Below are 12,030 nucleotides of genomic sequence, written 5' to 3'. Positions count from 1 at the left end.
GACGACGGCTCGACAAGCGCCCGATAAGCGCTCGATGAGCACTCGGCCGCGGTCGATGCCGACCGGCACCGGCGGCAATTCCATGTCCGGAAACGGCGCGACCGTTGGAGCGCCCCTGCCTATCGTGGGCGCCTCAACCACTCCGACGGCCCACGCGCCGCGCTCACATGGATTTCCGCATCCTGGGTCTCGACCCTGCCCCTTTCCGCCCGATGTTCACGATGACCGACGAGCGCCTGCGTGAGCTAGGCGCGCTGCGCGTGCGCATCGACAGCCCGCGCTCCGCGCCGGACCGCATCACGCTCGACGATGCCGCACCGGGCGAGACGGTGCTGCTGCTCAACCACGTCCACCTGGAGGTCGAGTCGCCCTATCGCGGCACGCATGCGATCTACGTGCGCGAGAACGGCGGCGAGCGCTTCGACCGCGTCAACGAGGTGCCGAGCGCCTTGCGCGGCCGCATGCTCTCGGTCCGCGCCTTCGACGCCGCCGGGATGATGGTCGACGCCGACCTCGTCGAGGGCGACCGGATCGAGGCGCTCATCGAACGGCTCTTCGCGCCTCCGTCGGTGACCTACCTGCAGGTGCACTTCGCCAGGCGCGGCTGCTACGCGGCGCGCGTGGAGCGCGCCGCCGAGTCGTCGATGACGAGGTCCTGAGCCGGCGCGTCACTCCGGGCGCTTGAGCGCGACGGCCAGCGCTTCGAACCCGGCCTTGCGCACGCGCTCGTCGATCGCCGGCGCGATCCGGCGCGCGGCCTCGAAGTCCTGGCGGGCCTTGTCCGGCTCGTTGAGCCGGGTCAGCGCCACGCCGCGCCCGTAGTGCGCCCAGGCCAGCGGCTTGAGCGCGATCGCACGATCGAAGGCCTTGCGCGCGGCCGCGGCCTCGCCCTGGCGCAGCCGCGCCCAGCCGAGGAAGGAGTGATAGGTCGCCTCCTGGTCATCCAGGTCCACCGCCTCCTTGCAGTCGTCGACCGCCTGCTCGATCTCCAGGTTCATCCGCGTGCGCATCCAGCAGCGCTCGCCATGCATCGAGGCCAGCTGCAGGTCGCGCGGGTGGGTCCGGATCCACAGATCGAACTGCTTGAGCGCCTGCGGCGCCTCGTCGCGCCGGGCATGCATCTGCGCCATCGCCGCCCGCAGGTTCGCGCCCGGCGGCAGCGCCGCGTCCAGCGCCGCCAGGTCCTCGGCGGCGCCGGCGCGGTCGCCAGCGGCCGCGCGCAACTGGGCGCGGTGCAGTCGCGCCTCCGTCATCGCCGGGTCCAGCCGCAGCGCCTCGTCCAGGTCGGCCAGTGCCTCCTTGGGCTGCCGGAGCGCCTGTCTCACCCGCGAGCGCGACTCGTGATGCAGCGCCACCGTCGGCGCCAGGGCGATCGCGCGGTCCAGGTCCTCCAGCGCCCGCGCGGGATCGCCAGCCACGAGCGCAGCGTTGCCGCGGCGCGCAAAACCGTCCGCATCGTCCGCCGCGATCGCCTCCGCCTTAGCCGCGTAACGCTGGTCGTAGTCGCCGGCCTTCGCCGCGTCCTTGGCGAAGACCGGCCCGCCGTTCCAGGTCGCGTAGACCTTGCCCTGCAGCCGCGACACGTAGACGCGGTGGGACAGGAAATAGTCGAGTCCGAGCAGCATGCCGTACTCGTTGTCGCTGACGTCGGTCACCCGCATCAGGTTGTTGCTCACCTTCTCGCCGCCGAGCTCGAAGCGGTCGACGCGCGCCGTCCATTCGCGCGCGAACTCGGCGCCCGCGCCGCCGGTGCGGCCCGCCGGTTTCAAGTCGGCCTCGGCGATGCCGGCCTTGCGCGCCGCGCCGATCATCAGCGCGGTCGTCGGCGCGCCGGTGTCCATCAGCGCCCGCACCTTCTCGCCGTTGATCAGCACCGGCACGCGCACCGCGCGGTCGTTGCGCGCATACGAGATCAAGGGCGCCTCGATCACCGGCGCGTCGCCGGCCCAGTAGGCCAGCGAGGTCTTCTCGCAGTCGCCCTTGGGGAACACCAGCCGCACCACGCCATGGGCCAGGTCGTACTCGGTGTCCGCCACCGACAGGAAGTTGCGGCCCAGCACGCCCATGATCCCGGCGTTGATCTCGTTGCCGCCGACCAGGAACTCCACGCCCTTGAGCTCCGCCTGCTCCAGCACGACGCTCTGGACCGTCGTGATCTTCAGCGCCTGCACCGCGCCGGTGATGCCGTAGACGCGCAGGCCGTCGGGCGCCGGCTTCAGCCTCAGGTTGAGCTGCCGGGCGCTGGCTTCGCTGAGGAAACTGAAGAACGCGCCGCTGTCCACCAGCAACGGCACCGGCACCCCATTGAGCTTGACCGTGGCCACCGGTCGCGATTCAACCAGCCGCACCGGGATGGTCATCATCTCGATCTGGCATTTTTCCGGCGCGGCGGCGGCGGTGCCCAGGACCAGCGCCAGCAACGGCGCCAGCAGCGGCGCGACATGACGAGCGTTCAATCGTTCCTCCCCAGGGAAGTTCCCGCGGGCGGTCGGCCGCCCGTCGAAGGCGCGACGATACGCGCAATCCGGGCACCGCCACGCCCCTCCGAGGGGGGATCGTCGTCGAGGAGAACCGCCGTCGTGAAGCGGGCTTCAGGCCGCCGTCATCGACCCGTCAAGGCGCGGCCCGGGCGGCCGGCGCCAGCACCTCGGCCCACATCGCGGCCGCGCGCGCCGCGCCGTCGGTCGTGAAGTGACAGCCGTTGCGCAGCGACGGGCCCAGCGTGTCCGTGTCCGGGCCTGCGCGGAAACCGCTGCCGGGGATCGCGAGCAGTTCCCGCACCGCCTCGCGCACCTGGCCGCCGTCCTGCGGCGGGCAGTAGGTCGAGCGCGCGATCCACCACGGCGCGTCCACGCCGCGCGCGGCCACGCTGGCGCGCAGCGCCGCGAGCGCGTCACGGTAGTCGGCCATCGCTGTGCGCGCGCGCGCATCGGCCTCGCCCTGCTGCCACAGCACCGCGGCCACCGGCCAGCGCGTGCCCTTGATCCGGTCCATCTGCGTCTGCCAGTAGGCGCGCAGCGCGCTGTCCGGGGCGGTCCACTCGGCGATCGAGCTGCCCTCCACCGCCACCACCGCCCACACGATGGGCCGACCCTGCCAGCGCCCGCCCAGCGCCTGGTGCACCGCCGGCCAAAGGCTGCCGCCGGTGCCGGTGCCGCCGGGAACCGGCGCGGTGGACATGCCACAGCCGCCCAGGTGCAGCACCGGCATCGGCGGCACCGGGGCGGCCGCGGGCGGGATCGGGTCGGCGTGGTTGGCCGCGTTCGACTGGCCCATCACCACGATCACCACCGGCTGCTCGCCCTTGAACACCGCGCCGCAGTCGGGCGCCGTCACCGGCATGTCGTGGATCGCGGCCAGCCGCCGCGCCAGGTCGTCGGCGGGCGTCGCGCCCTTGGACTGCCGCAGCATCGCCACCCCCGCGGCGATCATGCCGGCGCAGGACAGCAGCGCCACCGCGCCGATGGCCAGCGGGATCAGGGAGTTCTTCCGTTCTTCGGTCATCGGGATCCGGCGCGCGCCGCGCTTCGCGTCTTGAGGAAACATCGGCGCGTCCACGCGCCGGCGAGCGCGCATTGTCCTCGTACCGGCGCGGACCCGGCACGCGCGCCGCTCAGCCTTGGGCGGGGGCCGCGCCCGGCCGCGGCGAGCGGGCGCGGTAGCGGTCGCGGATCCAGCGCATCGCGGGCAGCTCGACCAGCCGCGTCAAGCCATGCGCCAGGCCGGCCGAGACCGCCATCGCCAGCGCGATGGCGAGCTGCGTCGGCACGCCCCAGCCCTCCAGCCGGTGCAGCAGCGCCCAGCCGATGTTCTCGTGCAGCAGGTAGAGCGTGTAGGAGATCGTGCCCAGCCACAGCAGCAGCGGATGCTCCAGCCAGGTCCAGCGCCCGCGCGCGGCGCCCTGCAGCACGACCAGGAACACCGCGGCCAGCGCCGCCAGCGCCCAGCCGTCGGCCAGGCCGATCGCCAGCAGCGCCGCCGCCACGAGCGCGCGATCGGCGGACCCGCCGGCGCGGCTCAGCCGGTAGACCGCCACGCCCAGCGCGAACCAGGCGATGTAGGGCAGCAGCAGCCAGCGCTGCCCGATCCACGGCAGGTCCACGCCCCACGCGAGCAGCGCCGCGGCATAGACCAGCCGCAGCGCCAGGCAGGCGAAGAGGAAGTTCCGCAGCCCGACGCCACCACCAAGCCGGAAGCTGGCCAGCGCCCAGCAGTAGAAGAGCAGCTCCACCTCCAGCGTCCAGTACACGTTGTCCACGTGCGGGACGCCGAAGAAGCCCTGCACCATCGTCACGTTGGCCAGCAGCACCTCCCAGCCCACGGTCATGCCGGGCAGGCCCAGCAGGTGCGTCAGCGCGAAGCTCAGCAGCAGCGCGCCCCAGTAGGCGGGATAGAGCCGGCTGAAGCGCGACACGACGAAGTCCATCGGCCGCGCGGTGCGCTCCAGCGTCATGAAGATGACGAAGCCGCTGATCATGAAGAACAGGTTCACGCCCAGGTGCCCGAAAGGGACGGCGATGCGCAGCGGCTGCGCATGGCCGAAGAGCTGGTCGTAGCGGGTCGTGTAGTGGAAAAGCACCACCGCCAGCGCCGCGATGCCACGCAGGGCATCGACTTGCGCCAGGCGGGGCACGGCGTTCACACCAGGACCTCGGCCGCGCCCGGGTGGCTCAGGAAGCCTTGCGGGCTGGCGGTGATGCCGTAGGCGCCGGACTGGAACACGACCACCAGGTCGCCGGGCTCCGCCCGCGCCAGGCTCATGCGCTCGCCCAGCAGGTCCAGCGGCGTGCACAGCGGGCCGACCACGGACACGCCGGCCTCGGGCTCGGCGCCGATCCGGTTACCGATCGCCACCGGATAGTTCTTGCGGATGACCTGGCCGAAGTTGCCCGAGGCCGCCAGGTGGTGGTGCAGGCCGCCGTCGGTGACCAGGAAGACCTGGCCGCGCGACACCTTGCGGTCCACGACCCGGCACACATAGACGCCGGCCTCGCCGACCAGGTAGCGGCCCAGTTCGACCACCAGCTTCGCCTGCGGCAGCTCGACGGCGGCGCGCTCGATCAGGGCCGCGAGGTTGGCGGCGATCGGGCCCAGGTCCAGCCGCTGCTCGCCGGGGAAGTAGGGGATGCCGAAGCCGCCGCCCAGGTTCAGCACCTTCACCGGCGCGGGCGCGTGCCGCGCCAGTCGCAGCGCGAGTTCGAAGCTCTTGAGCTGGGCCTCGACGATGGCCTCGGGCTTCAGGTTCTGGGAGCCGGCGAACAGGTGGAAGCCCTCGAAGCCCAGGCCCGCCTCGCCGATGCGGGCCAGCAGCTCGGGCACCTGCTCGGCGTCGACGCCGAACTGCTTGGGGCCGCCGCCCATCTTCATGCCGGAGGACTTGAGCTCGAAGTCCGGATTGACGCGCACCGCCACCCGCGCGGCGTAGCCGGTCTCCGCGCACAGCGCGCGCAGCAGCTCGACCTCGCGGAAGGATTCGAGGTTGATCAGGATGCCGGCGGCCAGCGCCTGGCGCAGCTCCAGCGCGCTCTTGCCGGGGCCGGCGAAGCTGATCTCGCGCGGGTCGGCGCCGGCGTCCAGCGCGACCTGCAGCTCGCCGGCGGAGGCGACGTCGATGCCGTCGACCAGGCCCGCCAGATGCGCCACCAGCGCCGGCATCGGGTTGGCCTTCATCGCGAAGTGCAGCTCCAGCTTCGGCGGCATCGCGGCGCGCAGGGCCTCGACACGGCGCGTCAGCAGCGCGCGGTCGTAGGCATAGAACGGCGTGCGGCCGATGCGGTCCGCGAGCCGCGTCAGCGGCTGGCCGCCGACCAGCAGCACGCCGTCGCGGGACTCGAACTGGTCCATCGGCGCGTGCCGCGGCGCGGCCTTGGCGGATGCCGCGGGGGCGAGGGATTGGGGCTGGTCGTCGATGCTCACGGTGCGGGGGGCCGGCGCGGGTCGCGCGCCGGTGTCATTGGGCTTCCTGCCGGGCCACCCAGTCGGTGCTCAGCAGCTTGCGGTCGATCTTCCCGTTCGGGTTGCGGGGCAGCGGCCCGGCCTGCGACTCGATGCCGGACGGGATCATGTAGGCCGGCATGCGCGCCTTGCAGGCCGCCAGCAGCGCGGTCGCGTCGAGCGTCTCGCCGCCGGCCGGCGGCGTCGCGATCACCTGGATCGCCTGCCCCAGCGTCGGATGGTCGACGCCGAAGGCGACGCACTCCCCCACCAGCTGGGTCGCGTACAGGATCTCCTCGACCTCGGTCGGGCTGACCCGGTAGCCGGAGGTCTTGATCATCTCGTCGCGCCGGCCGATGAAGTACAGGAAACCCTCGGCGTCCTGGCGCACGTTGTCGCCGGAGAAGACCGCGAACTCGGGCAGCTGCAGGCCGGCCTCGCGGCCGCCGACGCCCGGCGGCAGCAGCTTGTAGCGCTCGGCCGTCTTCTCGGCATCGTTCCAGTAGCCCAGGCCGACCAGCGCGCCGCGATGCACCAGCTCGCCGGGCTCGTCGGGCGCGCAGGGCGTGCCGTCCTCGCGCAGCACCAGGATCTCGGCATTGGGGATGGCCTTGCCGATCGAGTCGGGCCGGCGGTCCACCTCCTCCGGCGGCAGGTAGGTCGAGCGGAAGGCCTCGGTCAGGCCGTACATCAGGAAGGGGCGCGCCGACGGCACCCGCTGGCGCAGCAGGCCCAGCGTCTCGCGCGGCATGCGGCCGCCGGTGTTGGCGAAGTAGCGCAGCTGCTGGTCGATGACCGCCGGCCACTCGAGCTGCGCCAGCTGGATGTACAGCGGCGGCACGGCCGTCAGGCCGGTGATCCGGTCGCGTTCGAGCGCCTTGAGCACGTCGCGCGGCATCAGGTAGTTCAGCAGCGACACCGACGCGCCGGCGTGGAAGGCCGTCGTCAGCTGGCTGAAGCCGGCGTCGAAGGACAGCGGCAGCGCGGCCAGCAGGCGGTCCGACGGGCGGTTCTCCAGGTAGCTGGCGACGCTCTTCGCGCCGGCGACCATGTTGCGATGCGACAGCACCACGCCCTTGGGCCGGCCGGTGGAGCCGGAGGTGTAGAGGATGGCCACCATGTCGGTGTCGATGACGCGGTGTGCGGCGCGGGCCGGGGCGTCCAGCAGCTCGCTGTAGCGGACCCAGCCCTGCGGCTCGGTGCCGGGCGCCGGGTCGACCAGCACGACATGGCGCACCGAGGGGCATTGCGCCAGCACTGGCTGCAGCGCCGCGTAACGGTCGCGCGAAGTGATCAGCACGCGGACCTCGCAGTCGCGCACGATGAAGCCGACCTGCTCGGGCTTGAGGATGGGATTGACCGGGACGAACACGCCGCCGGCCGCCGGCGCCGCGAAGCTGGCGACCACGGTCTCCAGCCGCTTGTCCAGGTAGATGCCGACGCGCTCGGCCCGTTCCAGGCCCAGCGACAGCAGGCCGCTGGCCAGCGCCCGGACCTGCGCCGCGAGCTCGCCGTAGTTCAGCGCGCGGCCGCCGTCGCGCAGCGCCGGCGCCGCCGGATCGCGCTCGGCGCTGTGCCAGATCAGGTGCGGGAGCAGGTGGCTGTCGTTGGCGGAAGCGGTCACGGCGAGGTCACGTGGCGGTGAATGGGCGGTGAATGGGCGGTGGACGGAGCGGTCACCGGACGGAGGGCGGAGGGCGGAGGGCGGAACGGGGATTCCGGGGCCGATCCTCGCCGATCGAGGCCAAACAAGGGACCCATGATCGCGGCGAAAAAAGTATCTCACGCGGTCCCGCGGCAGGACCTCACGAACGGGGGGAGATCCCCTTGGGATGGGGGGGCGCCCCGGGGGTTCCCAGAGGGGGCCACAGTTAAGATCCGCCCCGATCATGAACACCCAACACCACCTGCTCGCCATCCTCGACGACGTCCTGAGCCTGGAAGGCCGCGCCAAGGACTTCACCGTCGACACCGCGCTGCTGGGCGCGATCCCGGAGCTGGACTCCATGGCGGTCGTCAGCCTGATCACCGCGCTCGAGGAACAGTTCGGCATCGTCGTCGACGACGACGAGATCGACGGCGCCACCTTCGCCACGGTGGGCGCCCTGCTGGACTTCGTGAACGGCAAGCTCGCCGCCTGAGCGGCCGTCCGCCGCCGCCCGGATCCCATGGCCGCCGCCGACACGCCGTTCTTCCTGGATGCCGGCGCGCGCGGCCAGCGGCTGTGCGTGCACCATGCCGCCGCTGCGCCCTTCGCCGCCGCGCCGCGTGGCCAGATCCTGCTCCTGCCGCCGTTCGCGGAGGAGATGAACAAGTCCCGCCGCATGACCGCGCTGGCGGCGCGCGCCTTCGCCGCCGCCGGCTTCGAGGTCCTGACGCTGGACCTGCTGGGCTGCGGTGACAGCAGCGGCGACTTCGGCGATGCGAGCTGGGCGCACTGGCAGGACGATGTCCGCCTGGCCGCCGGCTGGCTCGATGCCCGCGCCCTGCCCCGCCCCGATGGTGGCCGTCCGCCGCTGTGGCTGTGGGGCCTGCGCGCCGGCGCGCTGCTGGCGCCGGCCGTGTTCGACGCGGTGACCGACCGGCCGCTGCACCTGCTGCTGTGGCAACCGGTGACCGCGGGCAAGCTCCAGCTCCAGCAGTTCATGCGGCTGCGCGTGGCGGCCGACCTGATCGGCGGCCAGGCCAAGGGCGCCGTGCAGGCGATGCGCGACCAGCTCGCGCGCGGCGAGCCGGTGGAGATCGCCGGCTACCTGCTGGCGCCGGCCCTGGCGGAGGGGCTGGACGCCGCGCAGCTCAAGCCCTCGCCGCGCGTGGCGCGGGTCGCGTGGCTGGAGCTCTCGCCGCGCGAGAACGCCACGCTCACCCCGGCCGCGTCGATGGCCGTGCAAGCCTGGCAGGCCCAGGGCGCCGAAGTGCGCGCGGCGGTCTGCCAGGGACCGTCCTTCTGGGCCGCGACCGAGATCGAGGAAGCCCCCCGCCTGATCGAGGCCAGCCTCGCCGCGCTGCGGGCCGAGGCTGACTTCGCCGCGGCGCCCGCCGAGGCCATCGCCGCATGAGCGCGCTCGCCGCCACCACGCACCGCGACAGCCTGCTGCGCATCGACTGCGAGGGCGCGTCGCTGGTCGGCCTGCTGAGCGAGCCGGCCGAGGCCACCGCGGCGACAGCGCCCTCGGACACCGGCGTGCTGCTGATCGTCGGCGGGCCACAATACCGCGTCGGCAGCCACCGCCAATTCACGCTGCTGGGCCGCGCGCTGGCCGCCGCCGGCGTGCCCTGCCTGCGCCTGGACCACCGCGGCATGGGCGATGCCCAGGGCGACCAGCGCGGCTTCGACCAGCTCGACGCCGACATCGCCGCCGCCCTCGACGCCTGGCAGCGCGAGCGCCCGGCGCTGCGGCGCGTGGTGCTCTGGGGCCTGTGCGACGCCGCCTCGGCCGCGCTGCTCTACGTGCACCGCCGCCGCGACGCGCGCATCGCCGGCCTGTGCCTGGCCAACCCCTGGGTCCGCACCGAGGCCAGCCTGGCCCGCACGCAGGTCAGGCACTACTACCTGGACCGGCTGCGCCAGCCGTCGTTCTGGCGCAAGCTGCTGAGCGGCCGGGTCGGCCTGGGCGCCGTCCGCGAGTTGCTGGGCAAGCTGGCGCAGGGCCGTGCCGCGTCGGCCAAGACGTCGGCGGGAACGTCGACCGGAAGGTCGGCCGGACCGGCGGCCGCGGACCCGCGCCACTACACCGAGCAGATGGCCGACGGCCTGCGCGCCTTCGGCGGTCCGGTGCTGCTGATCCTGTCCGGCGACGACTATGTCGCCAAGGAATTCCTGGACCGCTGCCGCGACGGCGGCCCGGCCTGGCGCGGCCTGCTCGGCCGCCCCGGGCTGCGCCGCGAGGACCTGCCCGACGCGGACCACACCTTCTCCACCGCCGCCTGGCGCGCGCAGGTCGAGCGGCTCACCGCCGCCTTCGTCCGCGACGTGCCGGCCGCCTCCTGACCGGAACCCCGGCCCACCCGGAGCACCGCCATGTCCGCCCTTCCGTTCCCCCGCGCCGGCTGGCGCACCCTCGCGCTGGCGCTGGCCGGCGCCGTCGTCACCCAGGCCGCCGTCGCGCAGGGCGTGGGCTGCGGCGGGCTGGCCAACAACTACGGGCCCTACGACTACCGCCAGTACAAGGACGCGCCGGAGATCGACCCGGTGACCAAGCAGATGTCGCCGCTGCTGATGGTCGAAGGCGCCCACTTCATCGACACCTGCGAGGCGCTGGTCAAGTGCAAGCGCGGCACGATCGGCAGCGACATCGACTACACGCTGCGCGCCTTCCCCAACCACCATCGCGCGCTGGTGGCGATGATGCTCTACGGCGAGCGCACCAAGCGCGACCAGCCGCCCGACGCGCTGTTCACCGTCGACTGCTACTTCAAGCGCGCGCTGGCCTGGAAGGCGGACGACGTCATCGTGCGCCTGATCTACGCCGGCTACCTGAACGGCAAGGGCAAGCCGGGGCCGGCCAAGGAACAGCTGGAGGCCGCGTCCAAGCTGACCGGCGACAACGCGTTCTCGGTCTACAACGTGGGCATGGTCGCGCTGGACCTCAATCAGGTCGACATGGCGGTGGACGCGGCCCGCCGCGCCTACGGCGCCGGCATGACGCACCCGGTGCTGCGTCAGCGCCTGATCGCGATCAACCGCTGGCCGTCGGACATCCAGCTGCCGGGCGAGGCCGCCTCGGCGCCCGCGCCCTCGGCCTCCGAGCCCGCACCGGCCGCTTCCGCGCCGGCGTCATCGCCGGCATCGGCATCGGCATCGGCATCGGCATCGGCATCAGGCCCGGCCCCGGCGTCCGGCGCCGCCACGCCGCCCGCCTCCCGCTGACCGGCAGGCCCTCCGACTTGAGCCCGCCGCCTCCCATGCTCGCGCCCCGGCTGCCCGTCATCGGCTGGCGCACCTTCGCCGGTGCCGCCCGGGTCGACCAGCACAGCCTGCTCGACCACCCGCGCCACCTGCTCACCACCAGCGGGCGCGCGGCCATCCTGCTCGCGCTCGAGTGCCTGGACGTCGGTCCGGGCGACCTGGTGCTGCTGCCGTCCTACCACTGCCCGACCATGGTCTCGCCGGTGAAGACGCTGGGCGCCGACGCGGCCTTCTATCCCATCGACGAGCACGGCGTGCCGCGCCTGGACTGGCTCTCGGCCCACGGGCCGGCGCATCCGAAGGCGCTGCTGGTGCCGCACTACTTCGGCCTGCCGCAGCCGATGGACGCGGTGCGCGCCTGGTGCGACGCGCGCGGCATCGCGCTGATCGAGGACTGCGCGCATGCGATGTTCGGCCGCGCCGGCGCGCGGCCGATCGGCTCCTGGGGCGACGTCGCGATCGCCAGCCTGACCAAGTTCTTCCCGACGCCCGAGGGCGGCATCCTGGCGCTCAACCGCGCCGACCTGGCCCTGCCGCCGCTGACGCCGGCCGGTCGCATCGAGCAGGTCAAGGCGGCGTCCGACATCCTGCACATGGGCGCCACGCACGACCGCCTGACGGGGCTGAACCGGCTGATCCGCGGCGCCTTCGCGCTCAAGAGCGCGCTGCGCCGCGTGGTGAGCGGCGGCGGCGCGCCGGCCGCGCCCAGCCATTACGGCGAGCTCGACGAGAGCGGCGAGATCGACGCCAACATGGCGCTGATCGACCTGCCGCTGTCGCACCGCGCGCTCACGCGGGCCAGCGGCTGGATCTCGCGGCGCGTGCCGCGCCATCGCATCGTCGAGGCCCGCCGCCGCAACTACGCGCTGTTCACCGAGGCCTTCAGCGACCGCGACGGCGTGCACCCGCTGCTGCCGGCCCTGCCGCCGGACTGCGCGCCCTACGTCTTCCCGCTGTGGGTGCGCACGCCCGACCCGGGCTACCTGGAGATGCGCCGCCTGGGCGTGCCGGTGTCGCGCTGGGACCGGCTCTGGCCCGGCGTGCCGGCGCTGCCGGGCGATGCCGGCAAGGCCTGGTCGCACCACGTGCTGCAGCTGGCCTGCCACCAGGACCTCACCGACGCCGACCTGCGCCGCATCGTCGAGCAGGTCGAGCGCCTTTTCATCGCGCCCGCGCGCTGAGGCTCC

The 12,030-nt window shown here is 73.3% G+C and carries 11 protein-coding genes; 6 read left to right on the top strand and 5 right to left on the bottom strand.

The features are described 5' to 3' along the window. Window positions 1-212: 212 nt before the first annotated feature. A complete protein-coding gene (locus BM393_RS21980; RefSeq protein WP_217648500.1) occupies window positions 213-659 on the top strand; it encodes a DUF1203 domain-containing protein in 447 nt (148 codons plus the stop codon). Between the two features lie 9 nt (window positions 660-668). On the opposite strand, the gene BM393_RS21975 is transcribed toward BM393_RS21980, so the two are convergent. From BM393_RS21975 to BM393_RS21955, 5 genes are all read right to left on the bottom strand, one after another. Then, window positions 669-2,456 (bottom strand): retroviral-like aspartic protease family protein, encoded by a 1,788-nt coding sequence (locus tag BM393_RS21975; RefSeq protein WP_091732914.1) that lies wholly within the window; start codon window positions 2,454-2,456, stop codon window positions 669-671. Window positions 2,457-2,613: 157 nt separating this feature from the next. Further along, the gene (locus BM393_RS21970; RefSeq protein ID WP_175538463.1) at window positions 2,614-3,504 is read right to left on the bottom strand and encodes a sialate O-acetylesterase; all 891 of its coding nucleotides are present in this window, start codon (window positions 3,502-3,504) and stop codon (window positions 2,614-2,616) included. A gap of 109 nt (window positions 3,505-3,613) precedes the next feature. After that, entirely contained in the window at window positions 3,614-4,642 is a 1,029-nt protein-coding gene (locus BM393_RS21965) for an acyltransferase (protein WP_091732907.1), read from the bottom strand. Further along, entirely contained in the window at window positions 4,639-5,844 is a 1,206-nt protein-coding gene (locus tag BM393_RS21960) for a pyridoxal-dependent decarboxylase, exosortase A system-associated (RefSeq protein WP_091733829.1), read from the bottom strand. The genes BM393_RS21965 and BM393_RS21960 overlap by 4 nt, the downstream gene beginning before the upstream one ends. Window positions 5,845-5,950: 106 nt before the next feature. Beyond that, entirely contained in the window at window positions 5,951-7,558 is a 1,608-nt protein-coding gene (locus BM393_RS21955; protein ID WP_254783557.1) for an acyl-CoA ligase (AMP-forming), exosortase A system-associated, read from the bottom strand. A 265-nt stretch (window positions 7,559-7,823) separates the two neighbouring features. On the opposite strand from BM393_RS21955, the gene BM393_RS21950 reads away from it, so the two are divergent. From BM393_RS21950 to BM393_RS21930, 5 genes are read left to right on the top strand one after another with little or no spacing between them, the layout of a single operon-like run. After that, a complete protein-coding gene (locus BM393_RS21950) occupies window positions 7,824-8,075 on the top strand; it encodes an acyl carrier protein (protein ID WP_091732902.1) in 252 nt (83 codons plus the stop codon). Window positions 8,076-8,102: 27 nt separating this feature from the next. Next, window positions 8,103-8,993 (top strand): hydrolase 2, exosortase A system-associated, encoded by an 891-nt coding sequence (locus tag BM393_RS21945; RefSeq protein ID WP_091732899.1) that lies wholly within the window; start codon window positions 8,103-8,105, stop codon window positions 8,991-8,993. Further along, window positions 8,990-9,925 carry a hydrolase 1, exosortase A system-associated gene (locus BM393_RS21940; protein ID WP_091732896.1) on the top strand — a complete coding sequence of 312 codons (936 nt, stop codon included), beginning with the start codon at window positions 8,990-8,992 and terminating at the stop codon, window positions 9,923-9,925. Before BM393_RS21945 ends, BM393_RS21940 begins: the two co-directional genes overlap by 4 nt. Window positions 9,926-9,955: 30 nt before the next feature. Continuing rightward, entirely contained in the window at window positions 9,956-10,804 is an 849-nt protein-coding gene (locus BM393_RS21935) for a hypothetical protein (RefSeq protein WP_091732893.1), read from the top strand. A 35-nt stretch (window positions 10,805-10,839) separates the two neighbouring features. After that, window positions 10,840-12,024, top strand: a complete 1,185-nt coding sequence (locus BM393_RS21930; protein WP_091732891.1) for a DegT/DnrJ/EryC1/StrS family aminotransferase — start codon at window positions 10,840-10,842, stop codon at window positions 12,022-12,024. Window positions 12,025-12,030: the final 6 nt, after the last annotated feature.

The sequence above is a fragment of the Mitsuaria sp. PDC51 genome (genome assembly GCF_900113225.1).
In the GTDB taxonomy this organism is placed as follows: domain Bacteria; phylum Pseudomonadota; class Gammaproteobacteria; order Burkholderiales; family Burkholderiaceae_C; genus Roseateles.
Note: the sequence above shows the minus strand (reverse complement) of the source record. Positions and strands in the feature narration are given on the sequence as shown.

Bases quoted from the DNA above. Each gene is read 5' to 3' on its own strand.
- BM393_RS21980 (WP_217648500.1), top strand. From the start codon at position 213: ATGTTCACGATGACCGACGAGCGCCTGCGTGAGCTAGGCGCGCTGCGC.
- BM393_RS21970 (WP_175538463.1), bottom strand. From the start codon at position 3,504: ATGACCGAAGAACGGAAGAACTCCCTGATCCCGCTGGCCATCGGCGCG.
- BM393_RS21960 (WP_091733829.1), bottom strand. From the start codon at position 5,844: ATGGACCAGTTCGAGTCCCGCGACGGCGTGCTGCTGGTCGGCGGCCAG.
- BM393_RS21950 (WP_091732902.1), top strand. From the start codon at position 7,824: ATGAACACCCAACACCACCTGCTCGCCATCCTCGACGACGTCCTGAGC.
- BM393_RS21945 (WP_091732899.1), top strand. From the start codon at position 8,103: ATGGCCGCCGCCGACACGCCGTTCTTCCTGGATGCCGGCGCGCGCGGC.
- BM393_RS21940 (WP_091732896.1), top strand. From the start codon at position 8,990: ATGAGCGCGCTCGCCGCCACCACGCACCGCGACAGCCTGCTGCGCATC.
- BM393_RS21935 (WP_091732893.1), top strand. From the start codon at position 9,956: ATGTCCGCCCTTCCGTTCCCCCGCGCCGGCTGGCGCACCCTCGCGCTG.
- BM393_RS21930 (WP_091732891.1), top strand. From the start codon at position 10,840: ATGCTCGCGCCCCGGCTGCCCGTCATCGGCTGGCGCACCTTCGCCGGT.